This is a genomic window from Pseudarthrobacter sp. L1SW (assembly GCF_020809045.1).
In the GTDB taxonomy this organism is placed as follows: Bacteria; Actinomycetota; Actinomycetes; order Actinomycetales; family Micrococcaceae; genus Arthrobacter.
In genome coordinates, this window is sequence record NZ_CP078079.1 from 1,890,203 (window position 1) to 1,915,327 (window position 25,125).

Annotated in this window: 22 protein-coding genes; 16 read left to right on the forward strand and 6 right to left on the reverse strand. The window is 66.3% G+C overall.

The features are described from left to right. The first annotated feature begins 58 nt into the window (after nucleotides 1-58). Together hrpB and KTR40_RS08680 are read left to right on the forward strand one after the other, a co-directional pair. Nucleotides 59-2,695, forward strand: a complete 2,637-nt coding sequence (hrpB, locus tag KTR40_RS08675) for an ATP-dependent helicase HrpB (RefSeq protein ID WP_228405887.1) — start codon at nucleotides 59-61, stop codon at nucleotides 2,693-2,695. Between the two features lie 153 nt (nucleotides 2,696-2,848). Beyond that, complete coding sequence (locus KTR40_RS08680) at nucleotides 2,849-3,001, forward strand: hypothetical protein (protein WP_171058978.1); 153 nt, start codon at nucleotides 2,849-2,851, stop codon at nucleotides 2,999-3,001. Nucleotides 3,002-3,060: 59 nt separating this feature from the next. On the opposite strand, the gene KTR40_RS08685 is transcribed toward KTR40_RS08680, so the two are convergent. Next, nucleotides 3,061-3,726, reverse strand: a complete 666-nt coding sequence (locus KTR40_RS08685) for an alpha/beta family hydrolase (RefSeq protein WP_228405889.1) — start codon at nucleotides 3,724-3,726, stop codon at nucleotides 3,061-3,063. Nucleotides 3,727-3,794: 68 nt separating this feature from the next. Here KTR40_RS08685 and ligD point away from each other — a divergent pair, with 68 nt between their 5' ends. Beyond that, entirely contained in the window at nucleotides 3,795-4,817 is a 1,023-nt protein-coding gene (gene ligD, locus KTR40_RS08690; protein ID WP_139029078.1) for a non-homologous end-joining DNA ligase, read from the forward strand. Nucleotides 4,818-4,882: 65 nt separating this feature from the next. Here the strand turns inward: ligD and KTR40_RS08695 are convergent, their stop codons facing one another. Then, nucleotides 4,883-5,503, reverse strand: coding sequence for an L-threonylcarbamoyladenylate synthase (locus KTR40_RS08695; RefSeq protein ID WP_228405891.1), 621 nt, complete (start codon nucleotides 5,501-5,503; stop codon nucleotides 4,883-4,885). A 128-nt stretch (nucleotides 5,504-5,631) separates the two neighbouring features. Between KTR40_RS08695 and KTR40_RS08700 the strand changes: the two genes are divergently transcribed. From KTR40_RS08700 to KTR40_RS08725, 6 genes are all read left to right on the forward strand, one after another. Then, entirely contained in the window at nucleotides 5,632-6,066 is a 435-nt protein-coding gene (locus KTR40_RS08700) for a VOC family protein (protein ID WP_228405892.1), read from the forward strand. A gap of 87 nt (nucleotides 6,067-6,153) precedes the next feature. Continuing rightward, complete coding sequence (locus tag KTR40_RS08705) at nucleotides 6,154-6,837, forward strand: hypothetical protein (RefSeq protein ID WP_228405894.1); 684 nt, start codon at nucleotides 6,154-6,156, stop codon at nucleotides 6,835-6,837. A gap of 20 nt (nucleotides 6,838-6,857) precedes the next feature. Continuing rightward, a complete protein-coding gene (locus tag KTR40_RS08710) occupies nucleotides 6,858-7,364 on the forward strand; it encodes an HAD domain-containing protein (protein WP_228405896.1) in 507 nt (168 codons plus the stop codon). A gap of 153 nt (nucleotides 7,365-7,517) precedes the next feature. After that, nucleotides 7,518-8,801: an inorganic phosphate transporter gene (locus tag KTR40_RS08715; protein ID WP_228406078.1), complete on the forward strand. Its 1,284-nt coding sequence runs from the start codon at nucleotides 7,518-7,520 to the stop codon at nucleotides 8,799-8,801. Next, nucleotides 8,798-9,019, forward strand: a complete 222-nt coding sequence (locus tag KTR40_RS08720; protein WP_139029083.1) for a hypothetical protein — start codon at nucleotides 8,798-8,800, stop codon at nucleotides 9,017-9,019. Before KTR40_RS08715 ends, KTR40_RS08720 begins: the two co-directional genes overlap by 4 nt. A 44-nt stretch (nucleotides 9,020-9,063) precedes the next feature. After that, nucleotides 9,064-9,618 carry a dihydrofolate reductase family protein gene (locus KTR40_RS08725; RefSeq protein WP_228405897.1) on the forward strand — a complete coding sequence of 185 codons (555 nt, stop codon included), beginning with the start codon at nucleotides 9,064-9,066 and terminating at the stop codon, nucleotides 9,616-9,618. 437 nt (nucleotides 9,619-10,055) lie between these two features. Here KTR40_RS08725 and KTR40_RS08730 read toward each other — a convergent pair whose 3' ends face one another. Both KTR40_RS08730 and KTR40_RS08735 read right to left on the reverse strand, forming a co-directional pair. Then, on the reverse strand, nucleotides 10,056-11,612 hold the full coding sequence (locus KTR40_RS08730) for an HNH endonuclease signature motif containing protein (protein WP_228405898.1): 1,557 nt from the start codon (nucleotides 11,610-11,612) through the stop codon (nucleotides 10,056-10,058). A gap of 180 nt (nucleotides 11,613-11,792) precedes the next feature. Then, nucleotides 11,793-12,269: a hotdog fold thioesterase gene (locus KTR40_RS08735; RefSeq protein WP_139029086.1), complete on the reverse strand. Its 477-nt coding sequence runs from the start codon at nucleotides 12,267-12,269 to the stop codon at nucleotides 11,793-11,795. 235 nt (nucleotides 12,270-12,504) lie between these two features. Between KTR40_RS08735 and polA the strand changes: the two genes are divergently transcribed. From polA to rpsA, 3 genes are all read left to right on the forward strand, one after another. Further along, nucleotides 12,505-15,147: a DNA polymerase I gene (polA, locus tag KTR40_RS08740; protein ID WP_255708888.1), complete on the forward strand. Its 2,643-nt coding sequence runs from the start codon at nucleotides 12,505-12,507 to the stop codon at nucleotides 15,145-15,147. 50 nt (nucleotides 15,148-15,197) lie between these two features. Then, nucleotides 15,198-16,496: a GNAT family N-acetyltransferase gene (locus KTR40_RS08745; RefSeq protein ID WP_228405899.1), complete on the forward strand. Its 1,299-nt coding sequence runs from the start codon at nucleotides 15,198-15,200 to the stop codon at nucleotides 16,494-16,496. Nucleotides 16,497-16,730: 234 nt separating this feature from the next. After that, the gene (gene rpsA / locus KTR40_RS08750; protein ID WP_139029088.1) at nucleotides 16,731-18,209 is read left to right on the forward strand and encodes a 30S ribosomal protein S1; all 1,479 of its coding nucleotides are present in this window, start codon (nucleotides 16,731-16,733) and stop codon (nucleotides 18,207-18,209) included. A gap of 69 nt (nucleotides 18,210-18,278) precedes the next feature. Here rpsA and KTR40_RS08755 read toward each other — a convergent pair whose 3' ends face one another. Both KTR40_RS08755 and KTR40_RS08760 read right to left on the reverse strand, forming a co-directional pair. Continuing rightward, nucleotides 18,279-18,782: a GNAT family N-acetyltransferase gene (locus KTR40_RS08755; RefSeq protein ID WP_228405901.1), complete on the reverse strand. Its 504-nt coding sequence runs from the start codon at nucleotides 18,780-18,782 to the stop codon at nucleotides 18,279-18,281. After that, entirely contained in the window at nucleotides 18,766-19,455 is a 690-nt protein-coding gene (locus tag KTR40_RS08760; RefSeq protein WP_228405902.1) for a YigZ family protein, read from the reverse strand. The genes KTR40_RS08755 and KTR40_RS08760 overlap by 17 nt, the downstream gene beginning before the upstream one ends. 549 nt (nucleotides 19,456-20,004) lie before the next feature. On the opposite strand from KTR40_RS08760, the gene KTR40_RS08765 reads away from it, so the two are divergent. The 4 genes from KTR40_RS08765 to KTR40_RS08780 all read left to right on the forward strand — a co-directional run bounded on the left by KTR40_RS08765 (nucleotide 20,005) and on the right by KTR40_RS08780 (nucleotide 25,069). Then, entirely contained in the window at nucleotides 20,005-20,337 is a 333-nt protein-coding gene (locus KTR40_RS08765) for a hypothetical protein (RefSeq protein ID WP_228405904.1), read from the forward strand. Between the two features lie 108 nt (nucleotides 20,338-20,445). Beyond that, nucleotides 20,446-21,660, forward strand: a complete 1,215-nt coding sequence (gene coaE / locus KTR40_RS08770; RefSeq protein WP_228405906.1) for a dephospho-CoA kinase — start codon at nucleotides 20,446-20,448, stop codon at nucleotides 21,658-21,660. Between the two features lie 80 nt (nucleotides 21,661-21,740). Beyond that, nucleotides 21,741-23,837: an excinuclease ABC subunit UvrB gene (uvrB, locus tag KTR40_RS08775; protein ID WP_139029093.1), complete on the forward strand. Its 2,097-nt coding sequence runs from the start codon at nucleotides 21,741-21,743 to the stop codon at nucleotides 23,835-23,837. A gap of 203 nt (nucleotides 23,838-24,040) precedes the next feature. Continuing rightward, on the forward strand, nucleotides 24,041-25,069 hold the full coding sequence (locus KTR40_RS08780; protein ID WP_228405907.1) for a TerC family protein: 1,029 nt from the start codon (nucleotides 24,041-24,043) through the stop codon (nucleotides 25,067-25,069). The last annotated feature ends 56 nt before the right edge of the window (nucleotides 25,070-25,125 follow it).

A 25,125-nucleotide genomic window follows, 5' to 3' on the forward strand; every position in this document is an offset into this window, starting at 1 on the left:
GCCACGTCGGACTTCAACATTGTCCCGGCCACTTCGGACTTCCGGGCAAAATGGAGGGATGACTTCTCCGAGCGGCCGGAAGGCGCCGCCAGCCGGCATCGCCTTCAACCTCGCGGCCATCGGTGCCGGACTTCCCTTCGCTGACTCACTCGCGGCCTTGGCTGACGCCCTGGACTGCACGGGAGGGACTGCAGTAGTGCAGGCACCGCCCGGAACAGGCAAGACCACCCTGGTTCCGCCACTCCTCGCAAACCACCTGTCGGCCGGCACCACCCGGCCGGGCCGGGTGGTGGTCACGCAGCCGCGCCGCGTCGCGGCCCGGGCCGCAGCCCGCCGGCTTGCCGCCCTGGACGGCAGCCGGTTGGGCAGCCGGGTAGGCTACACCGTCCGCGGGGAACGCCAGGCAGGACCTGAAACCCTGATCGAGTTCGTCACCCCCGGCATCCTGCTGCGCCGCCTGCTGGCCGCTCCGGACCTTCCCAGGGCACGCGCGGTGGTCCTGGACGAGGTCCACGAACGGGGGCTGGAAACCGATCTGCTCTTCGGCATGTTCGCTGAAGTCCGCCAGCTGCGCGGGGACCTGGCCGTCGTCGCAATGTCCGCAACCCTCGACGCTCCCAGGTTTGCTGCCCTCCTGGGAGACCACGACGGCGGCGGGCCGGCCCCGGTCATCGACTGCCCCTCCGTGCTCCATTCCCTGGACATCAAGTGGCGGCCGGCACCCGTGCCGCGGCTGGACGGCAGGGGAGTGACCCCCGCGTTCCTTGAATTCGTGGCGGGGACGGCCGCCGAAGCACACCGGGGTGCGCTGGCAGCAAACGCCGCCACCGATGCCCTCGTCTTCCTCCCCGGAGCCAGGGAAGTTTCCCAGGCGGCGGCACGGCTCCGCAGCCTGCTGGGCCACGGGATTGACGTGCTGGAACTCCACGGCCAGGCAGGGGCAGCCGAACAGGACCGCGCGGTGTCCGGCCGCCAGCCCGGCGACAATCCCAGGATCATTGTCTCCACAGACCTTGCCGAGTCCTCGCTGACCGTCCCCGGCGTCCGGCTGGTGGTTGATTCGGGGCTTGCCCGTGAGCCGCGGCGTGACGCCGGCCGGGGGATGAACGGGCTGGTCACGGTCTCGTGTTCCCGCGCCTCGGCGGACCAGCGTGCAGGGCGGGCCGCCCGCCAGGGGCCCGGCACCGTTGTGCGCTGCTACAGCCAGCAGGCCTTTGGCGCAGCCCCGGCGCACGTGACCCCGGAAATCAATGTGGCGGACCTGACGGGTCCGGCCCTGTTGATGGCGTGCTGGGGCTCCCCGCGGGGGAAGGGCCTCCCGTTGCCTGATGCGCCGCCGGAGCAGGCCATGGATGATGCGATGGAAGTCCTGCAGGAACTCGGGGCCGTGTCCGGCAATGGCCAGGCCACCGCCGCGGGCAGGACGCTTTCCGGCATTCCCGCAGATCCGCGGCTGGGCCGTGCCCTGCTCGACGGCGCGGCGGCCGCCGGTTACAGGGCGGCGGCCGAGGTGGTGGCCGCGGTGGCAGGTGACGCCCGTGCGCCGGGCGCAGACCTGGTGCGGCTCATGTCCCAACTGCGCGCTGACAGCGGACCGGCCGGGCGGCGCTGGGCAGAGGAAAGCCGTCGCCTCCAGGCTCTGGCTGAGCACGCAGGCCCGCTGTCCGAGGCTCCCGCCCTTCCTGCCCTCACTGGCGGCACTGAAGTGGTGGGCGCCGTCGTCGCCCTCGCTTTTCCCGACAGGGTGGCACGGAGGGTTCCCGGCGACGGGCCGGAGCGCTACCTGCTGTCATCCGGGACCCGGGCAGGGCTGCCGGCCGGCAGCAGCCTGGCCGGGCACGAATGGCTGGCCGTTGCGGAGGTGATCCGGGCCGAAGGCAGGGACTCAGCCGGCACCGGGGCCGTCATCCGCGCCGCGGCTCCGCTCTCCGCGGGCCTTGCCGAGGCCGCCGCGTTCCACCTTCTGGCCGAAGCCGTCGAGGCGACGTTCACGCAGGGCCGCGTCACCGCCCGCAAGGTGCGGCGATTGGGCGCCATCAGTCTCGCGTCCACCCCCGTCCGTCCCTCGCCCGCGGAGGGCAGGGCGGCGGTGGCAGCAGTGCTTCAAAAGGAAGGCCTTGCGGTCCTCAAATGGTCGACGCCGGCAGCCGCCTTGCGCTGCCGGCTCGCCTTCCTGCACCGCGAGCTGGGCAGGCCCTGGCCGGACGTCTCCGAGGCAGGGCTCCTTGCCCGGCTGCAGGACTGGCTCGGACCAGAGCTTGAGGCGCTGGCAGGGGGTGCGGACGCCGACAGCGTGGACCTCACCGAGCCTCTCCGGCGGCTGCTTCCCTGGCCAGAGGCGGCCCGGATGGACGAGCTCGCACCGGAATGGCTGGCCGTACCCAGCGGCTCCAGGGTGCCGATCGGGTATCCGGAACCCTCATCGGGGACGGAGCGTCCGGTGGTTGCCGTCAAACTCCAGGAATGCTTTGGGCTGGCAGAGACTCCCCGCCTGGTCCATGGCCGGGTGCCGGTCCTGTTCCACCTGTTGTCCCCGGCCCGGCGGCCCCTTGCCGTCACCGACGACCTGACATCCTTCTGGTCCGGACCATACGCCCAGGTGCACGCCGAGATGAGGGGCCGCTATCCCAAGCATCCCTGGCCAGAAGATCCTTGGACCGCGCCGGCCACCGCACGGACCAAGCCGCGGAAGTAGCTGCCCACCGCGTTCGCCTCCCATGGCTTTGGGAGCCGCGTGAGATCTCCGATACACACCCGTTACTTACCGTCGACGCGCTGAAACATGCACCGCATAGGCTCGTTTCCACTTGGACAGCGGTGTCCTCATAGGACACGGAAGGACGTAAAGATGTTTCTCTTCAACAGCCTTAACCTCTTGCTCGACGGCCGGCGCAGTGATGACAGCCGTTCACACGGCGGCGGCAGCGGACACACCGAATTCCCCGAAGGCCAGCTCAGTTCTGCAGCCTGGGAGGGCTGGTGGCACGAGGAAGCCGCCTGAGAGCAGGGCATCGCCCAGGGCCAGCCTTTGGGAGGGCCAGGATGAGTTGCCGCTCCGGATCAGCTGGAGGTGCGGATGAAGCCAGCCACGGGCTCCGCCAGGGATGCGCCCACTTCCGCGGCCGAACGCTTGGCGCCGGCTACCGCAAACGAATGGTCGCCGCCCTCCACCCACTGCAGGACTGCTGACGGTCCGATCCGCCGCACCACGTCCTCAAGGATTCCGGGGGTGGCGAAGGTATCCCGGCTGCCCTGCAGGAAGAGCATGGGTGACGTGATGCCATACAGGTGTTCGTCCCGCACTTTGTCCGGCTTTCCCGGCGGATGGAGGGGGTACCCCAGGTAGACCAGTCCTGCGGCTTCCATCCCCTCCGCCACGGCCATCGAGGCCATCCGACCGCCGAAGGACTTGCCCGCCGCCCACGGGGTGCCGGTGTCGCCGTGTTCCGCCGCCGCCCCCATGGCTGCCCGCCAGGTTGCGATGGCCACCGGTGGGCGGTCCGGGAACTTCCTGCCGGCTTCCCGGTAGGGGAAGTTGAAGCGGAGGGTTGCCAGGCCCAGGGAGTTCAGTGCGTCCGTGAATCCGCGCAGGAAGGGATGCTCCATGCCTGCGCCGGCACCGTGGGCCACCACCACCGTGGCGGACGGGCTTTCGGGGCGGGCGTAGGCACCGGAGACCATAACTTCACCCACCGGGATGCGGAGGTCGGTTTCAGAAGCTGACATGCGTCCATCATGCCGGACGGGCCGCCCAAATCTGCCGGCCTCCTGTGGCAGGGGTGTACGTTGTCCCCATGGCGAGCGAACAGACCACCCTCACAGTCCAGGGTCCGAACGGTGAGCGCGAAATGCGCATCTCCAGCCCCAGCAGGGTCATTTGGCCAGAGCCGGGGATCACCAAACTCGACCTGGCGCGGTACATCTGCGATGTTGGGGAAGCGTTCATCGCGGCCAACGGCGGCAGGCCCGTTGCCCTGCAGCGGTTCTCGGGCACCATCGACGGCGAGATGTTCTTCTCCAAGAACCCGCCGAAGGGCGCGCCGGAGTTCGTCCGGTCCACCAAGGTAGTTTTCCCCAGCGCGCGCTCCCATCCCATGCTCATCCTGGACGAACCCGCGGCCGCCGTCTGGGCGGTGCAGATGAACACCATCGTTTTCCACCCTTGGCCTTCCCGGGCAGACAACACTGACAACCCCGACCAGCTGCGCATCGACCTCGACCCCCAGCCGGGAACTGATTTCGACGACGCCATCCCTGCCGCGATCGCGTTGAAGGAGGTCCTGGCTGAGGCTGGCCTTGACTGCTTCATCAAGACCTCGGGAAACCGCGGGCTGCATGTCTACGCGCCCGTAGAGCCCACCCGGGAATTCCTTGACGTCCGGCACGCTGTCATAGCGGCGGCGCGCGAACTGGAGCGCCGGATGCCGGATAAGGTCACCACCGCCTGGTGGAAGGAAGAACGGGGCGAGCGCGTATTCGTGGACTTCAACCAGGCCAACCGGGACCGCACCATCGCCGGCGCTTACAGCCCGCGGCCGCTGCCGCACGCCCCGGTGTCCTGCCCCATCGCCTGGGATGAACTGGCCGGCGTGGATCCCAAGGACTTCACCATCCTCACCGTCCCGGACCGGCTCAAGACGATCGGCGACCCGTGGGCGGACATGGGCAGGAACCCCGGAACCATCGACACGCTGCTCGGGTGGTGGGAGCGGGACCTCAAGGCCGGGCTGGGCGAGCTTCCCTTTCCGCCGGACTACCCAAAGATGCCGGGCGAGCCACCCAGGGTCCAGCCAAGCCGGGCGCGGAAGCAGGAGTAGCCGAAAAACGGAAGGCAAGGGCCGCCGTCGCCAGCAGCCCTTATCCCAATAGCTCCTTGCGGCAGCTATTCGAACCGGGAAGGATCACCGGTGCCGCGCCGGACAACCTCCGCCACGCCGCTGGAAAAGTCCACCACCGTGGTGGGTTCTGATCCGCAGTCGCCCGCGTCAATCACAGCGTCCACCTGATGGTCCAGGCGCTCCTTGATCTCCCATCCCTGGGTCATCGGATCCTCCTCGTCCGGCAGCAGCAGGGTGCTTGAAAGCAATGGCTCACCGAGTTCCGCGAGCAAGGCCTGAACCACCCGGTTGTCCGGGATTCTGACGCCAACAGTCTTCTTCTTGGGATGCAGCAGGCGCTTCGGGACTTCCTTGGTGGCCGGAAGGATGAAGGTGTAGCCGCCCGGGGTGACGGCCTTGATGCTGCGAAAGACATCGTTCCCGATGTGCACAAACTGGCCCAGCTGGGCGAAATCCCGGCAGACCAGCGTGAAGTGGTGCTTGTCATCCAGCCGGCGGATGCTCCTGATCCGGTCCAGGGCATCCCTGTTGCCTATCTGCGCGCCCAGCGCATAGCAGGAATCCGTGGGATAGGCGATCAGCCCGCCGTCGAGCACTATCTTGACTGCCTGGCTGATGGCGCGGGGCTGGGGGTCCTGGGGGTGAACGTCAAAGTATCTGGCCATGACCCTGAGCCTACGGCCCGGCCGGCCCTCGCGCACCACCGGCCGGCATCCCCTACCACCCGCCGTTCGTTTGAGGCAGGATGTTGTCTGGTTCCACCATGTTCCGTCCCCACTCAAGGAGATCCACCATGCCGACCACCCTCAACCCCTACATCAGCTTCCGCGACAACGCCCGCGAGGCGATGACCTTCTACCAGGCCGTTTTCGGCGGCGATCTGGCCCTGAGCACTTTCGGGGAGTTCCAGGCCAGCGACGACCCAGCCGAGTCGGACAAGATCATGCACGGCATGCTGACCACCACCCAGGGGATGGTGCTGATGGGGGCGGACACGCCGAACAGCATGGGGTACACCCCCGGGTCATCCATCTCGATCTCCCTCAGCGGCGACGATGAAGCGGAACTGCGGGGGTACTACGAGAAACTCAGCGGCGACGGCGGAACCGTGACCGTTCCGATGGAACAGGCGCCCTGGGGAGACATCTTCGGGATGTGCACCGACCGGTTCGGTGTGGCCTGGCTGGTCAACGTCAACAGCCCCCAGGGCGTCACCGGAGCACCCTAAGCCGGTTCGTCCCCGCTGCCGCGAAGCCGGCGGTACGTCCTCCCGCCGGTTCTTGAGCGGAATGCGGGCCGGTGCGAGGATGTACGCGTGGAGTCAGTCCTTGAGTTCCTGTCCGATAAATGGTGGCTCGTCTTTCCGTTGACTGCCCTGACCGGGCACTGGGCCAATTCCTGGCGCAAAGCCGGGGAACGGCGGCATCAGCGAAGGGTGGAACTCTACAAGCTCAAGAACCAGGCACGGGAAGCTGAGCGGGCATCGGCGGCGGAGGTGGAAGCCCTGATGGCCACCCATGACGCCGTCAACAAGCGCTGGCTGGACTACGAACTGGATGTCGGCAAGCTCATCGACTTTCCCCTCATGACCGATGTCCGGGAACCGCTCACGGTGGCCTTCCTTCGCGCTAAACGGGAAGCCGACGGCCAGCGCCCCGCCTCGGCACAGGAGATCACCTCGCCGTCGCGCCTGGAGTCCTACAGGCAGGCCGTCAACACCTTCGCGGTGGCCCTGGACGTGGCAGAGAGGGAGGCCCGGCGGATCAAGGACGGCAGGTTCAGCGGGCGGGAGCGGGAACGGCTTTCCACTGCCAGGCAATTGCTCAGGATTGCCGGGGACCACGCCGCCACACCGGCCGAACGGCAGGCCGCGTACAAGCGGGCACGCCGCGAGCTGGACGGACTGATCGTGCTGCCAGATGCCGCGCTGGCTGCCCTCGAGGAGCGGATCATGCCCGGGCTGGGCGCCGGCCGCCAACCGGACGTCCGGCAAAGCTAGGTTTCCGGTTTGGACCGGGCATGACCCGCACGCTCTATCTCGACGTTGACGGCGTCGTCTGCCCGTTCGGGCCGGACGGACACAGCGGTTGGGGATCCAGCTGGAAGTACGCCGATGCGGGACTCCTGCCCGTGGCCTACGCGCCGGAACTGGTGGACGGGCTGAACGGCATCGCCGCGATGGCGGGGGTGCGCTGTGTCTGGCTGACCAGTTGGGAGGAACTTGCCCCGCAGTACCTGTGTTCGGCCATTGGACTGAATGGGGCTCAGTGGCCCTACCTGACTTCGGCCGGGACGGGCGCCGGAGCAGGCTGGTGGAAGCTTCGTGCCATCCAGGATGACGTGGAAGCCGCCAGCCCTGAGGGTGTCGCCTGGGTCGATGACCAGTTGGCGTTCGAGGCGGAGGCCCAGTCCTGGGCCAGGTTCCTCGGCCGGCGCATCCTGGCCGTTTCTCCCGATCCCAGGCGAGGCATCTCGCCCGGGGAGCTGGAGCGGGTACGGACGTTTCTCGAACGGCCGTTGTTTTGACCTGATGTTGGGTACGCGTACGATCGATAGGGTTTCACGCCGGGCCAGGTTAACGCCGCCAGTCATTCCAAGCGAACAGCTGGTGAATTAACTGGGTAGGGCGGCCGGGGGAAAAGAAACTGCTTGACGTCGACTCTGCAGATTGGGCAACAGGTGGATATCACCTTCATGGTGGCGCTGGTCATCGCACTGGCACTATTTTTCGATTTCACTAACGGCTTCCATGACACCGCGAATGCCATGGCTACGCCCATTGCGACTGGCGCCATCAAGCCAAAAACCGCTGTGACGCTGGCGGCTATCCTGAACCTCGTGGGTGCATTCCTTTCCACTGAGGTGGCCAAGACGGTGTCCGGCGGAATCATCCGTGAGGGGTCGGACGGCATCCAGATCACCCCGGAGATTATCTTCGCCGGCCTGATGGGTGCCATCCTCTGGAACATGATCACCTGGCTCAAGGGCCTTCCGTCGAGTTCGTCGCATGCCTTGTTCGGCGGCCTTATCGGTGCCGCCATCGCCGGCATCGGCTTCAACTCCATCAACCTTGAAGGCCTCCTCCAGAAGGTCATTCTTCCGGCGATCTTCGCACCGCTGATTGCCGGCATCGTCGCCTACATCTGCACACGCCTTGCCTACGCGCTGACCTCGCGCCACGATCCCGAGACCGGGAGCAAGCTCACGCAGAAGCGCGGCGGCTTCCGGACCGGCCAGATCTTCACGTCCAGCCTGGTTGCGCTGGCCCACGGCACCAACGACGCCCAGAAGACCATGGGCATCATCACGCTGGTCCTGATTGCCGCCGGAACCCAGGAGGCCGGCTCGGGGCCCCAGCTCTGGGTTATCGCGGCCTGTGCCCTGGCCATCGCCGTGGGCACATACGCCGGCGGGTGGCGCATCATCCGCACCATGGGAGCCGGCCTAACCGAGGTGAAGCCTGCCCAGGGCTTCGCGGCCGAAACCAGCACCGCTTCCGCCATCCTTGCGTCCTCACACCTGGGCTTTGCGCTCTCCACCACCCAGGTTGCCTCGGGCTCCGTCATCGGCTCGGGCATGGGCCGCAAGGGGACCAGCGTTCGGTGGAACATGGTGGGCAAGATCGCCCTCGGCTGGCTCTTCACTCTTCCCGCCGCAGGAATTGTGGGCGCCCTGACTGCCTTGCTGGTCAAGACGGGCGTGATGGGCGTGTTGATTGCCGCCGTTGCCGGCACCTCCGCTGTGCTGTTCATGTTCTTCTATTCACGCAAATCCGCCGTCGGCCACCACAACGCCATCGAGGTGGAGGAAGCCGGACAGGCCGTCCGGTTTGCCAAGAAGAAGGCCCTGGCACGGGCCCGCGCGCACGCCAAGTCCAAGGCAGACGCCGAGGCCAACAAGAAGACCGAAGCCGGCACGCAGGCGGAAGCCGACGCCATCAACACGAAGGATGCCCAACGATGAAGTGGCTGGAACTGCTGACCGTAGCCGGGGCCACCCTGGCGGCGGCCGTGACCGTGGTTGTCCTCTACTCCCTCGGAGTCAGGCTGACGGCCATCGCCGGTGATCCGCAGCAGATGTCCCCGGGCATCAAGCGCACCTTCGCCTACATCTGCTTCGGCCTGTGCGGCCTGGCAGTGCTCTTCGGGCTGTACCTGATCATTCCGTACTTTTCCGGCTGATCCCGCCTCTGGCAGGTGCTGGTGCCGTTGGCTAGGCTTGCTCCATGCCACGCATCCAGTACTACGTCGCCGCGTCCCTGGACGGCTTTATTGCCACGCCCACTGATGACCTGGGCTGGCTTTTGCAGTTCGACGGTTTTGAGGGCGGCAAGGAAAGCTACGAGACGTTCATGGCGGATGTTGGCTGCATCGTCATGGGCGGCGGCACCTACGCCTGGTTGCTGGAGCACGAGCCCGGCAACTGGCCGTACCAGGGCACACCCTCCTACGTGTTCACTCACCATGAGTACACGGCTCCGGCAGGTTCCAACACCACCTTCGTCCGCGGCGAAGTCACCGAGTTCCTCCCGGACCTCGAACAGGCCGCAGGCGGGAAGAACATCTGGGTGGTGGGCGGCGGGAACCTTGCCGCCCAGTTCGCCTCAGCCGGGCTGCTCGACGAGTTGATCCTTTCCGTCATTCCGGTCGTGCTGGGGGACGGCAAGCGGCTTCTTCCGCTGGCAGGCCCGACGCCGCCGCTCGAGTTGGCAGCCTCCCGCACCATGGGCCGGGGAATCGTGGAGCTGCGGTACCTTCTGAACGGACACGCCGCCTCCTGAACGGACGCCGCCTCCTGAACGGACGCCGCCTCCTGAACGGACGCCGCCTCCTGAACGGACGCCGCCTCCTGAACGGACGCCGCCTCCTGAACGGACGCCGCCTCCTGAACGGACGCCGCCTCCTGAACGGACGCCGCCTCCTGAACGGAGTGGCCGCCTCCTGAACGGAGTGGCCGCCTCCTGAACGGACGCCGCTTCCTGAACGGACGCCGCTTCCTGAACGGACGCCGCTTCCTGAACGACCGCCGCACCGAAACCTGCCAGCTGAGCCTGGGGCCGCTGCCGCGATCTGCGGACTCTAACCGCTGACTTCAGGGAGCGGCGGGGAAATGAACCCGCGCAGAAGTTCGCTCCGCATCTGCCAACGGACCCGGCTGGGATCATCATGCGCGCATTCATCGATCGCCGGCATGGCCCTGCGGCGGCTTGCTGTGCTGTTAGCCGTGGGCGTGAAGGATGCGCGCCAGGGCGTCTTCTCCTGGGGAGAGCCTGGTGCAGGCGTGGTCCGGCGGCCGGCCGGTGACGGGCTCCAGTTGCCGGGGCCAGTGGGGTGGTTCCCAGTCTTGGTGTTCGCTTGTGTAGTGGCGGCCGGTGGGTGAGGTCCAGCCGGGTGGTCCGGTTGTGGTGGCGGGGGTGGGTTTCCAGCCGCTGGTGTGTCGGAGCTTGTGGTGTTTCGGGCAGGGCTGGCCCAGGTTGCTGATTCCGGTGGTGCCGCCTTGGTGCCAGGCGAGGAGGTGGTCGGCTTCGTTGTCCAGGGAGCTGTTGCTGCAGCCGGGGAAGGGGCATTTTCCGTCCCTGAGCCTGAGCCAGGTCCGCATCGCCTTGGTTACCCGGTAGCTGGTGCGGCCGAATTCCAGTGGTGCCCCGTCCCGCGGGTCAACCAGTACCCGGTGGAACGAGTCCGCCCCGCCGGCGACGAGGTCCCGTGCCATGGAGGCCGGGATGGGTCCGTGCCCGTCCAGCACCGCGGGCTCGTCGGTGAGGCCCATCAGGGAGAACACGGGCACGGTGACCAGCACCTGCGGCCGAATCGAAGACGACGGGCCCGGACCTGCCGCCTCCCCGCCGCCGGAACTGACCGCGTCGTGCCCGTCGCCGTGCCCGTCGCCGTGCCCGGGACCGGTTGGCCCGCTTGTCCCGGCAGCACCGGAACTGCTCCCGCTGTTCCCGCTGGTGGTGGTGGTGCCGCTGGTGAGAAGTGCTTCGGCGAAGGTGTCGGCCCGGAGCTGGGTCAGGGTGCGGGCCTCGTCCGGTCCCTGCCTTCCGCGGGAGATGGCGGTGAGCCGGTTCCAGGCCGCTGCGGCGTGGTGGGCGGGCAGGTAGGCGGAGAGCCAGGCCATGCCGTCCTGGTCCGGCCGGTATTCGACCCGCCGGTCAGCCACACCCTTGGCGTGCCGCTTCTCGATGGATTCGGCGTGGTGGCGTTCCCGCCATGTCCGGGCTTTGGCCCGGAACCGGTACGCCGGCATCTGGCCAATGGCGGCGGCCGTGCCCGGTTGTGGTGTGTGCGGGTCCAGGAAGTAGGCTTCCAGGGCGGCGGCGCCAGCGGGGTCAAGGGTTGCGGCCTCGTCCACCATGACTGTGGCGTGCTGCCAGGAGAGTGTTCCGTTGTGCAGGGCTGCGAGGGTGCGGGGCAGGGAGCTGGTCAGGGCGTGGGACCGGGCCAGCAGGGCGCCCGCGGCCCGGTCCCCGATGGCCATGACACAGCTGATCTCGGCTGCGATTGCCATTTCCTGTGCCTGCACCGGGGCGTCCGGGGGAGCGGCTGCACGGGCGGTGCCCGCGTACGTCCCGGCAGCGTTGGCCACCAGACCCGCTATCCGGGCCTGGACCCCGGCGGCCCCGGCAAGGATCTCCAGGCACCCATCAGCCAGCCCGGCCAACGGGTCAGCTGCCGAAAACGGCTCCGAACCGCACCCGACCGCCTCCGCCCTGAGCACAGCAACAGCCGCGTTGATGTCCTCAAACGCCTTCGCCACCGCCGCTTTCCCCATAAAGCCATCATGACTGGGGGGTCTGACATTTTGACGCGAGGGCTCCGCCCAGACCAGGTGTGTATGGCCCCTCCCAGGCGAGATGGCATGTGATGGCAAACGCCGGTGCCGGGGTTGCCCTTTTAGTCCATCTCGCGGGGTGCTGAAGGAGCCGCGGCCAGTCCTGTCGAGCCGGCGCGGCTAGTCCTGCCGAGCCGGGGCGTTGTCCCGGATCATGTTCGTGATGCGGGCCGTGGACAGCCTGCGGCCCTGCTCGTCCGTGATCACAATTTCGTGGGTCGCCAAGGTCCTGCCCAAGTGGATGGCGGTGCATGTTCCAGTCACAGTGCCCGCGGCGATGGAGCGGTGGTGCGTGGCATTGACCTCGATGCCGACGGCGTGGCGGTCCGGTCCCGCATGCATGCCCGAAGCAAAGGAACCTAGAGTCTCGGCAAGCACTACGTGGGCGCCGCCATGGAGGATTCCGGCTACCTGGGTATTGCCCTCCACGGGCATGGTGGCAACGCTCCGCTCGGGGCTCATCTCCAGGAAGTGAATCCCCATTTTCACCACCAGGGCACCGATCCCGAACCGGCCCAGCCAACCGTGCAGGTGCTCAGGGATCCCGGCGGCGGCAAGCTCCCCGGCGAAAGGGCCGGGCGTGAAATTGTCCATCATGGCAACTAGGCTGGCACCTGTGAGTGAAACAACCAAACCGGCCCCTTTCCCGTCCCAAACCCTGCAGGAGGACAAAGCACCGCAGGGCTCCACTCCCCTTGAGGACGCTGCAGATGGGGAAGGCGCAGGCCAGGACAAGGTTCCGGCGCAGGCAGGTGGCTCGGTTTCAGCAACAGTGGCCCCCGTAGTACCCATGACGGACCAGCCGCGGCTTTTGGTGCTCGACGGACATTCCATGGCCTTCCGCGCGTTTTTTGCGCTGCCCGCGGACAAGTTCTCAACCACCAACGGGCAGCACACCAACGCGATTCACGGCTTCACCTCCATGCTGATCAACCTCATCAAGGAGCAGCAGCCCACCCACATCGCGGTGGCCTTCGACGTCTCGGATGAGTCCACCCACCGCAAGACTGAGTACAGCGAATACAAGGGCGGCCGGAACGAGACGCCCCGGGAGATGAACAACCAGATCGACCTCATTGCGCAGGTCATGCAGGCCTGGGGCATCAAGACCATCACCATGCCCGGCTACGAAGCCGATGACATTCTTGCCACCCTCGCGGCAATGGGTGAAAAAGCCGGGTTCGAGGTGCTGCTCGTGTCAGGTGACAGGGACGCGTTCCAGCTCATCACCGACAACGTTTTTGTGCTGTACCCCAGGAAGGGCGTCAGCGACATCCCGCGGATGGACGCCGCCGCCATCGAGGCAAAATACTTCGTCAGCCCCAGCCGGTACTCGGATCTCGCGGCGCTGGTGGGCGAAACTGCGGACAACCTCCCGGGCGTGCCCGGCGTCGGGCCCAAGACGGCGGCCAAGTGGATCAATCTCTACGGCGGACTCGACGGCGTCCTGGAGCACCTGGATTCCATCGGCGGAAAGGTGGGCGATGCGCTGCGCGAAAACGTCGACGCCGTCAAGCGGAACCGCCGCCTGAACCAGCTGCACACGGACCTTGAGCTTCCTGTCACGCTGGATGACCTGTACCAGCCGCGGCCGGACCAGGCCGCCCTCGAGGACCTGTTCGACAAGCTCGAGTTCAAGACCATCCGCAGCCGGCTCTTCGCGCTCTACGGCGACGAGGACAAGCCAGCCGCGGACCGGGAAAGCATCGACACGCCGGAGTACGCCGTGCCGGCAAATGCCGCGGAGTTGTCAGCGTTCCTCGACGGCGGAGCGGGGCAGCGCTCCGCCGTCGCCGTCGACCTTGTCCCGGGTCGGATCGGCGAGGACGCCGCCGCGCTGGCCATTGTCCGGGACGGTGCCGCCGCCTATATCGACCTGTCGAACCAGGACGCCGAATCGGAAAACGTCCTGGCCAGCTGGCTGCGGGACCCGGAATCGCCGAAGGTCCTGCACGGCTTCAAGGCCGCCCTGAAAGCCCTGACGTCCCGTGGGCTGGAGTTGGAAGGCGTGGTGGATGACACCTCCATCTCCGGTTACCTCATCCAGCCGGACCGGCGCACCTACGAGCTCGCCGAGCTTGCCCAGCACCACCTCAACGTGGGGATCCCTGCCGCCACGGCCAAGGCAGGGCAGCTGGAGCTCTCCTTCGACGGGGAGGACGATGCCGCCGCCGACGCCCTGGTCCAGGCGGCCGCCGTCGTCCTTGCCCTCAGCGGCTACTTCGAGGGGGAGCTGAAGGAGCGACGGGCCGAGGAACTGCTGTCCACCCTTGAACTGCCGGTCAGCCGCGTCCTGGCGGACATGGAACTCGCCGGCATCGGCATCGATATGGCCACGTTGGACGATCAGCTCGCCGACCTTGCCCGGGTGATCGACCACGCGCAGGAACAGGCGTTTGCGGCGATCGGCCACGAGGTTAACCTGGGTTCGCCGAAACAGCTGCAGACCGTGCTGTTCGACGAACTCCAGCTGCCCAAGACCAAGAAGATCAAGTCCGGCTACACCACGGATGCCGCATCGCTGAAGAACCTCCTGGAAAAGACGGGCCACGAATTCCTGGTGCAGCTGATGGCACACCGCGAGGCCGCCAAGCTGAGCCAGATGCTGGAATCGCTCAAGAAGTCCGTGGCCGAGGACGGCCGTATCCACACCACCTATGCCCAGAATGTGGCAGCCACGGGCCGGATCTCCTCCAACAACCCCAACCTGCAGAACATCCCCATCCGCAGCGAGGAAGGCCGCCGGGTCCGCGGGATCTTCGTGGTGGGGGAGGGCTATGAATGCCTGCTGTCCGCCGACTACTCCCAGATCGAAATGCGCATCATGGCCCACCTGTCTGGAGACCAGGGCCTGATCCAGGCATACAGGGACGGCGAGGACCTGCACCGGTTCGTCGGCTCGAACATTTTCCACGTGCCCACCGAAGAGGTCACCAGCGCCATGCGCTCCAAGGTGAAGGCAATGTCCTACGGGCTGGCCTACGGGCTGACGTCGTTCGGCCTGTCCAAGCAGCTGGAGATCTCGGTGGACGAGGCACGCACCCTGATGAAGGACTACTTCGACCGCTTCGGCGCTGTTCGCGACTACCTCCGCGGCGTAGTGGACCAGGCCCGCGTGGACGGCTACACGGCGACCATCGAGGGACGGCGCCGGTACCTGCCGGACCTCACCAGCACGGACAGGCAGTTGCGGGAGAACGCCGAACGCATCGCCTTGAACAGCCCCATCCAGGGCTCGGCCGCGGACATCATCAAGCGCGCCATGCTGGGCGTGCACGCGGAGCTGAAGGCACAGGGGCTGAAATCACGGATGCTGCTCCAGGTCCACGACGAACTCGTGCTCGAAGTGGCAACCGGTGAGCGGGAGGCCGTAGAGAAGCTGGTGACCGAGCAGATGGCTGCCGCCGCGGACCTGAGCGTCCCGCTGGAGGTCCAGATCGGCGTCGGCCCCAGCTGGTACGACGCCGGGCACTAGCGTGTGTTGATGCTGGCCAGGCGCCGGGGATCTTGGCTAGGCTCAGGTGCGTGGCTGATCTGAGTGGAAACTACGAAATCCGGCGCTTTGGCGCGGTGTCAAAGGGCAAGGACGGTTACGCCGAGGCGGAAACCTGGAGCCGCGCCGTATCCTTCGGGTTCCACGAATCCACCCGGACGCCGGAACACGTCGCAAAGACGCTCGAAACGTATGAGGCCGATCAGCGCGTGCTTACCGGCGCCTACCAAACGGGCCCGGTAGCGCCGTCGTCGTTGCCCGCGGACGTGCCGGTGGCCACTTTCGGCACAATGCGCAATACCCTCAACGTGGGCTTCGGGCGCCTGGTGGAAGCCCACCTGGTCACCGCTGTTACCGTCCGTACGTCGCACCGGCGCCGCGGCCTGCTGCGGCGCATGATGAGCGAGGACCTGCAACTGGCAAAGGACGACGGCGTGCCGGTGGCGGCGCTGACCGCCTCCGAGGGAACCATCTACGGCCGGTTCGGCTACGGCGTGGCCAGCTTTGAACGCAACGTCAAGGTGGACACCACTGCCCGGTTCAGCCTCCGGCACCAGGCCACCGGCACGGTGGAAGTGGCCGACCCCAGGGCGCTGCTGCAGCTGGCTCCGGAGGTGTTCGGCCGGGTGCACCGGCTGACCCCAGGATCCATAGGCCGGCAGGACTGGTACCGGCAGCTTGCATCGGGTGCGCTGGGACGCGACGGCAAGGAAGACCCCGCCGTCAAGGTGGCGCTCCACTACGGGCCCGCCGGGAACATCGACGGCTATGTCTCCTATAAGTTCCTCGGCTGGGACACCGAGCCCTACACCGTGGAAGTGGTGGACCTGGTGGCCGGCAGCAATGATGCCTACCTGGAGCTCTGGCAGTTCCTGGGCGCCATTGATCTGGTGGAGCGTGTGTCCTGGACGGAAGCCCCCTTGGACGATCCGCTGGCCTGGGCCCTGGACGACCCCCGCTGCATCGACTCGTCGGACAGCCGGGACATGCTCTGGCTGCGCATCCTCGATGTCCCCAACGCGCTGTCCGGGCGGCGCTACCCCACGGAAGGCCGCCTGGCACTGAAGGTCCTGGACCCGCTCGGCCTCACGGCCGGGACCTACGCCCTTTCCGCCGACGGCGGCGAGGGCGCCGTCGAGCGCTTGCCTGAGACCGCGGACGCGGACCTGACCCTGGACGTCTCGGCCCTGTCCTCCATCTACGTCGGCGGGGTCAGTCCAGTCACGCTGGCGGCAGCGGGCAAAATCCGGGAGCACACCGCAGGCTCCGCGCTGAAGGCCCGGCAAATGTTCGCCGTCGAGCGGGCAACGCACTGCCTCACCCACTTCTAGGGGCCGCGGACCTGCTCCAGGCGGGGCCGCTTTTGACCCGTGTTGCGGGCAGCGACTAGAATAAACGGGCGTGTACCACGTGCACGTATTTGCAGTTCAATATTCTCAGCAATCCACAAAATCAGGATGACCCGGAGGATCCGTCGGATTCACCGCAAATCGCGCCTGCGTTCCATAACGCGGGCGCGCCGGTTTGCCTGACCGACTAACTATCCACAACGGAGCCCCTACTACATGACCATCACCTCCACCGAGAAGCCCGGTACCCCCGTAGTCGCCATTAACGACATCGGTACCGCTGAGGACTTCCTCGCAGCAGTCGACGCGACCATCAAGTACTTCAACGACGGAGACCTCGTCGAAGGTACAGTCGTTAAGGTCGACCGCGATGAAGTCCTGCTCGACATCGGTTACAAGACCGAAGGTGTCATCCCCTCCCGCGAGCTTTCCATCAAGCACGACGTTGATCCCGGAGACGTTGTCTCCGTTGGCGATCAGGTCGAAGCCCTGGTGCTCACCAAGGAAGACAAAGAAGGCCGCCTGATCCTCTCCAAGAAGCGCGCTCAGTACGAGCGTGCCTGGGGCGACATCGAGAAGGTCAAGGAAGAAGACGGTGTTGTCACCGGTACCGTCATCGAGGTTGTCAAGGGTGGTCTTATCCTCGACATCGGCCTGCGCGGCTTCCTGCCCGCATCCCTCGTCGAGATGCGCCGTGTGCGCGACCTGGCTCCGTACATCGGCCAGCAGATCGAAGCCAAGATCATCGAGCTGGACAAGAACCGCAACAACGTGGTCCTGTCCCGCCGTGCATGGCTCGAGCAGACCCAGTCCGAGGTCCGCTCCACGTTCCTCAACAAGCTGGAAAAGGGCCAGGTCCGTCCCGGCGTCGTTTCCTCCATCGTCAACTTCGGTGCCTTCGTGGACCTGGGCGGCGTAGACGGTCTGGTTCACGTTTCCGAGCTGTCCTGGAAGCACATCGACCACCCGTCCGAGGTTGTCGAGGTTGGCCAGGAAGTCACCGTCGAGGTTCTCGAGGTGGACCTGGACCGCGAGCGCGTCTCCCTGTCGCTCAAGGCTACGCAGGAAGACCCGTGGCAGACCTTCGCCCGCACCCACGCCCTCGGCCAGGTTGTTCCGGGTAAGGTCACCAAGCTCGTTCCGTTCGGTGCGTTCGTCCGCGTCGAAGACGGCATCGAAGGCCTGGTCCACATCTCCGAGCTGGCCGTCCGCCACGTGGAGCTGGCAGAGCAGGTTGTCTCCGTTGGTGACGAACTGTTCGTCAAGGTCATCGACATCGACCTCGAGCGCCGCCGCATCTCGCTGTCCCTCAAGCAGGCCAATGAGGGCGTCGACGCCGACAGCACCGAATTCGATCCCGCTCTGTACGGCATGGCCGCAGAGTACGACGAAGAGGGCAACTACAAGTACCCCGAGGGCTTCGATCCCGAGTCCAACGAGTGGCTTGAAGGCTACGAGAACCAGCGCGCCGCCTGGGAGCAGCAGTACGCTGACGCCCAGACCCGTTGGGAAGCCCACAAGAAGCAGGTTGCCCAGCACGCTGCCGACGACGCTGCTGCTGCAACGTCCGGTGAGAGCGATTCCGGCACCACCAGCTACTCCTCGGAGCCGGCTGCTGAGTCCAACGCCGGTGCAGGCACGCTTGCTTCCGACGAGGCCCTCGCCGCCCTGCGCGAGAAGCTGACCGGCAACTAATTGCCACCGGCCCGGACTTTTCCGGGCCAGGCAACAGACCCCCTGCCTCCGGGCGGGGGGTCTGTTGCTTTAAAGTGCGACGACGGCGCGGACCGTTCCGTCGTCGTCGGGCGTGAGGAGGGCGCCGGCGCCGGCAAGGATCCGCTGGGCAGCGCGGTTTCCGGCCAAGGTGCGGGCCGTCACCTCCTTGATTCCGGCGCCGCGGGCTTCCGCCAGGACAAGGCGAAGAGCCGCGCTGCCGATGCCGCGGGACCGGAAGCTCCTGCCAAGCCAGATGCCGGTCTCTGCCGTTTCCCGGCCGTTGCCCGCGTCCACCCGCTTGAGCCGGATGGAGCCGGCCAGGGCACCGTCTGCCAGGATTCCCCAGGACTTTTCTCCCGCCGTCCCGTCGAGGCCTTCCGCAGCGGCGCGATGGTAGCTGAAGAACCAGGCAGTACGTTCCAGGTTCCAGCCCGGCCCGCCGAGCGGGGGAGCCACCTCATCGGGCGAGGCGTCCCGCTTGGCAAGGTCCAGGAGCCGGTCCAGCACCTCTTCGTCGACGTCCACCAGGAACACGTCAGGCAAGGGGGACATCCACCCACTCCGTTCCTTCCATGCTGAGGGCGGTGCTGCCGGCGGTCAGCAGCTGCAAGCGCCCGGCGGCAGCTGCAATGGCTGCGGCCTGATCCGGTACGGCCACGCGCAGGACCGTGTGCCCGGCGGAATACGTGGTTTCGGCCATCACAAATCCCGCTGAGCGCAGGTCGTTCTCCAGCCGGCCGGCAACAGCATGCGGCACTTCGGCCGCACAGATGCGCAGCCTGCTCCGGCGCACCAGGGGCACCAGGGAGAGTGCGGAAGAGACCGATTCCGAGTAGGCGCGCACCAGTCCGCCGGCCCCCAGCAGGACACCGCCGAAATACCGCACGACGACGGCACTGACGTCACTGAGGTCGGCCACCCCGGGCAGCGTCTCCCTTTTGGCCAGTGCCTCAAGCATCGGGATGCCCGCCGTCCCCGAGGGCTCGCCGTCGTCATTGGATCGCTGGATGTCCCGGTCCGGGCCGATGATGAAGGCGGAGCAATGGTGCCGTGCGTCATGGAATTCGCGGCGCAGGCCAGCCACCAGGTCACGTGCGGCTTCTTCTGTTTCGGCACGGCGCAGGACGGTGATGAACCGCGAGCGCTTGATCTCGATCTCGTGGCGGAAATCGGGCCCGGCCGCCAGGGTGGTGTAGCCCGTGGCCCTGCTGTCTTCCTCTTGCACCCGCCCCAGTCTAGGCCCAAGCTCCCGCGACCCGGCAAGGCGGGAAGTGCCGGTTCAGGAACGGAGGCCAGCCGCACCAGCACTTCCGTTCCGGCCGGCGGCAGGGTGTGGGGTAGGGGTCGGTGTTGCGGGATTAAGGATCGATTAAGGCTTCAGCGGGATTCTTGGAACAGCAGGAAATGGGCCAGCAGAGCAGTCCTAACAACAAGGGGGAGCCTGATCATGAAGCGGGTAGAAGCCTCAAGCCGCGGCATTCATCAATGGGGTCCGGTCCAGTTCGCACCGGAGCCCGAAGACCTTCATCAGCAGCCCGGCTGCCAAGCAACTGCAAGTTCCGACTACCGCAGAAACTGGGCTGAAGAGATCTGGCCGGACTGCCGGCTTGAGCGGTCCTTGTCCAGTGCGGACGCCGCCTAAAAGACGTATGGACGTCCATCTCTGGTGCACCTCAATCGACTCTTCGCCGAATCCGGCGCAGGCCTGAACCGAAAACGGTCGGGAAAACCCTGCCATTCACCAGGAGTGGCACCGCAAGAAAGGAGCAGTACATTGTTCACGTCCAAAGGAAACCATCGCATTTCTGCCCAGTTGGCCGGACCCGCGGCTGTGGACAAGCGGTCCCGTGGAGCCAATAAGAGGAAGCTGTTCCTTTCCATCGCAACTGTTGCCGCAGCAGGTTTCTCCGGAGCAGTGGTCGCCGCGCCCGCCCATGCCACTACGACTACGGCCGACGTCGGCACAGACCTGCTCGCTGGCTCAATAGCCGCGCCATATAGCGCCGAGGAAATCCGCAGTCTGCAGCAGCTGGACGACCTCCTTGGCGCCAACTCCCGCATCACGGCCAACCAATATGCACTGGGCAATATGTACCGGAGCAATTAGGAGTGGCCCCCGCGTCCTGGCCGGTTGTCCCTGATGACTGCCGGCCGGGGCTGGTCCGTAGCACTTCAGACGCTCCCTTGACCCGGGCCGGGGGATTAGGGTGGTGGGATGCTCAAGATCGGGTTGACGGGCGGCATTGCCTCCGGAAAGTCAGTGGTTGCCTCACGCCTGGAAGAACGCGGCGCGGTGCTCGTGGATGCCGATGCGTTGGCGCGTGAAGTGGTGGAGCCGGGCACGCAGGGCCTCAACCGGATTGTGGCGGAGTTCGGCAGGGATGTCCTTGGTGCCGACGGCCGGCTTGACCGTCCCAAGCTCGGCGCCCTGGTCTTTGGAGATGCTGACCGCCTGGCCGTGCTGAATGGGATCGTCCACCCGCTGGTCCGGTCGCGCGCGGCGGCCATCGCGGAAGCTGCGCCCGACGACTCGGTGGTGGTGCAGGACATCCCCTTGCTGGTGGAAACCGGACAGGGAAGCGACTTCCACCTGGTTGTGGTGGTGGACGCTCCTGACGATGTGCGGCTGCAGCGGATGCTCGAGCACCGCGGCATGACGGAGGACGCCGCCCGCGCCCGCATGGCCGCGCAGGCCACGCGGGAGGAGCGGCTGGCCGCGGCCGACGTCGTCCTGGACAACTCCGGCAGCGTGCAGCACCTGCTGGACCAAGTGGACCGGCTCTGGGACGGCCGGCTGGTGCCCTTCGCCCACAACCTGGCCGCACGGACGCGTGCCGCCAGGGACTGCGGACCCGTCCTGGAGCCCTACCGGGAGGAATGGGCAAAGGAGGCGGCCCGGATCTCGGCAAGGCTGGCGTCAGCCGCCCCCCGGCTCATCCTGGCGGTGGACCATATCGGCTCCACGTCCGTGCCAGGGCTGGCCGCGAAGGACGTCATAGACCTGCAGGTCGCGGTTTCCGGCCTGGACGCAGCAGACCGTGCTGCGCCCCTGTTGGCCGCGGCCGGCTTCCCCCTGGTCCCCGGCGCCGGGTCCGATACGCCCATGCCGACGGCGCCGGAGCCCGGGCAGTGGCAGAAACGGTTCCATGCCAACGCGGATCCCGGGCGCCCGGTCAACGTCCACGTCCGCGTTGCGGGCTCGCATGGCTGGCGCTATGCCTTGATGTTCCGTGACTGGCTGCGGGCGGAGCCGTCCGCACGCACGCTCTATGCGGCGCACAAGGCGGACCTCGCTGCGCGCTTTGCCGGCTCGGCAAGCACCAGGGCGTACGCCGAGGCCAAGGAACCGTGGTTCACGGACGTGGCCTGGCCCCTTATGTCCGCCTGGGCCGAGGAAACCGGGTGGGCGCCGCCGTCGTACCCGTCCTGAAACCCGACCGTGGACCTGCGGGCTGTTCGCCCGTAACGGACTGGCCCCTTGGCGTCGGTGCCCGGTTGTAGATTAGATCCATGAGCCTTGCGCAGGATATCAACCGTGTTGTAGCGCCCTTCGAGGTCATCAGCGAATTCAAGCCCGCCGGGGACCAGCCCGCCGCCATTGCCGAACTGACGGAGCGCATCAAGAACGGCGAGAAGGATGTGGTGCTGCTCGGTGCCACGGGTACAGGCAAGAGTGCAACCACCGCCTGGCTGATCGAGCAGGTGCAGCGTCCCACCCTGGTGATGGTCCAGAACAAGACCCTGGCGGCGCAGCTGGCCAACGAATTCCGCGAGCTGCTGCCCAACAACGCGGTGGAGTACTTCGTCTCCTACTACGACTACTACCAGCCCGAGGCCTACGTCGCCCAGACGGACACCTTCATCGAGAAGGACTCCTCCATCAACGAGGAAGTTGAAAGGCTCCGCCACTCCGCCACCAACGCCCTGCTGACCCGCCGCGACGTGATCGTCGTCGCCACGGTCTCCTGCATCTACGGCCTGGGCACGCCCGAGGAATACATCGCCGGAATGGTCACGCTCCGCAAGGGGGCGGAGATGAACCGGGACGACCTCCTCCGGAAATTCGTGTCCATGCAGTACGCGCGCAATGACATGGACTTCCACCGCGGCACGTTCCGCGTCCGCGGGGACACTGTGGAGATCATTCCGATGTACGAGGAACTGGCCATCCGGATCGAGTTCTTCGGGGACGAGATCGAGAATATCCAGACTCTCCACCCGCTCACCGGAGAGGTGATCCGCGACGAAGAGGAGATGTATGTCTTCCCCGCCTCGCACTACGTAGCAGGCCCCGAGCGGATGTCCCGGGCCATCAAGCGGATCGAGGATGAGCTTGCCGACCGGCTGAAGGTCCTGGAGAGCCAGAACAAGCTGGTGGAAGCGCAGCGGCTCCGGATGCGGACCATGTACGACCTTGAGATGATGCAGCAGATGGGCTTCTGCAACGGCATCGAAAACTATTCGGCGCACATTGACGGCCGCGCACCCGGAACCGCTCCCCACTGCCTCCTGGACTACTTCCCGGACGACTTCCTCCTGGTGGTGGACGAGTCCCACGTGACCATCCCGCAGATCGGCGCGATGTACGAAGGCGACATGTCCCGCAAGCGGAACCTGGTGGACTTCGGCTTCCGCCTGCCCTCGGCCATGGACAACAGGCCGCTGAAGTGGGACGAATTCCTGGAACGCGTTGGCCAGACCGTCTACCTGTCGGCCACTCCGGGCAAGTACGAACTCGGCAAGGCCGACGGTTTTGTGCAGCAGATCATCCGGCCTACGGGCCTCATCGATCCCGAGGTGGTGGTCAAGCCCACCAAGGGCCAGATCGACGACCTGCTGGGCGAGATCAAGACCCGCACCGAGAAGAACGAACGGATCCTGGTCACCACCCTGACCAAGCGGATGGCCGAAGACCTCACGGACTACCTCCTGGGGCACGGCATCAAGGTGGAGTACCTGCACTCCGACGTGGACACGCTGCGGCGCGTGGAACTGCTGCGCGAACTCCGAATGGGCAAGTTCGACGTCCTGGTGGGCATCAACCTGCTCCGCGAGGGCCTGGACCTGCCCGAGGTGTCCCTTGTCAGCATTCTCGACGCCGACAAGGAAGGCTTCCTGCGGTCCTCCACGTCACTGATCCAGACCATCGGCCGCGCGGCCCGCAACGTCTCGGGCCAGGTGCACATGTACGCTGACCGCATCACGGACTCCATGGCGCAGGCCATCGACGAGACCAACCGGCGCCGCGCCATCCAGGTTGCCTACAACACCGAACACGGCGTGGACCCGCAGCCGCTGCGGAAGAAGATCGCCGACATCACGGACCAACTGGCCAAGGAAGACGCCGATACCCAGGAGCTGCTGAACAACAACCGGCTGGCCAAGGGCGGAAAGCGGAAGTCCGCCGCCAAGGGTGCCGCCCAGGTCCGTTCGGACGGCCTCGCCGCGGCGCCCGCGGAGGACCTGGTGGGTCTGATCGAACAGCTGACGGAGCAGATGCACGGCGCCGCCGCCGAACTTCAGTTCGAAGTTGCAGCCAGGATCAGGGACGAGGTCAGCGAGCTGAAGAAGGAACTGCGCCAGATGCAGGCCGCCGGGCACGCCTGACACAAACATCAACGGGGGACGGCCAGGCTGCCCGCCTGGGGTAGAGTTAAGGTCACGTAGGGGAGTATCCCGAGCGCTACGATCGTCAACACGCAGGGCATGGTTGCCCCGCCGGGCGTAGCGGGCCGCCGTTTCAGCACCAAGTGCGCAGGCAGGCCGGAGAGACTTACACCGCATCTCTGTACCCTGCGAAAGGCTACCCTGTGCTCGAATTGCCCGTCTGGTTCGAAGTCGGCTCACTTGTCGTCCTCGGCCTGATCCTCCTGATCGACCTACTTTTGGTGGTCCGGCGCCCCCACGAACCTTCCATGAAGGAAGCCGGACTCTGGGTAGCGTTTTACGTCAGCCTTGCCCTGGTGTTTGCCGGGGCCATGTTCGCCTTCACGGGCCCCGAATACGGGGGCCAGTTCGTCGCCGGCTGGGTGACGGAATACAGCCTCAGCATCGACAACCTGTTTGTCTTCATCATCATCATGGCCCGTTTCTCGGTGCCCCGGAAGTACCAGCAGGAAGTGCTCATGGTGGGCATCATCATCGCCCTGATCCTGCGCGGCATCTTCATCCTCCTCGGCGCGATCGTGATCGAGCAGTTCAGCTGGGTGTTCTACATCTTCGGCGCATTCCTGCTCTGGACTGCGTGGAAGCAGGCCCAGGATGAAGGCGAGGATGAAGAAGACCGGGAGAACCCGCTGATCGCCAGGATCCGCAAGGTCATCCCCATGTCCGAGAAGTTCGACGGCGGCAAGCTGCGCACCACCGTGAACGGCAAGAAGGTCTTCACCCCCATGCTGATCGTGTTCATCACCATCGGCCTCACGGACCTGCTCTTCGCCGTCGACTCCATCCCCGCCATCTTCGGCCTCACCCAGAGCCCCTTCATCGTGTTCACAGCCAACCTGTTCGCCCTGATGGGCCTGCGCCAGCTGTACTTCCTGCTCGGCGGCCTCATGAACCGCCTGATCTACCTGAAGCACGCGCTGTCCTTCATCCTCGCGTTCATCGGCGTCAAGCTGGTCCTGCACGCCATGCACGTCAACGAACTTCCGTTCATCAACGGCGGCCAGCACATTGAATGGGCTCCCGAGATCCCCACGTTCGTGTCCCTGGCCGTCATCGTCGGCACCATCGTCATCGCCGTGATCGCCAGCCTGGTCAGCTCCAAAGCCAAGGAAGCACACCTGGACCCCCGCCTCGAGGAAGATGCCCGGAGGAGCCACAGCGACGCCGAGTAAGCGTCCCCTGTCCTCCTGAGCTGGGAAATCCCGGCCGCACCTGCGGCCGGGATTTT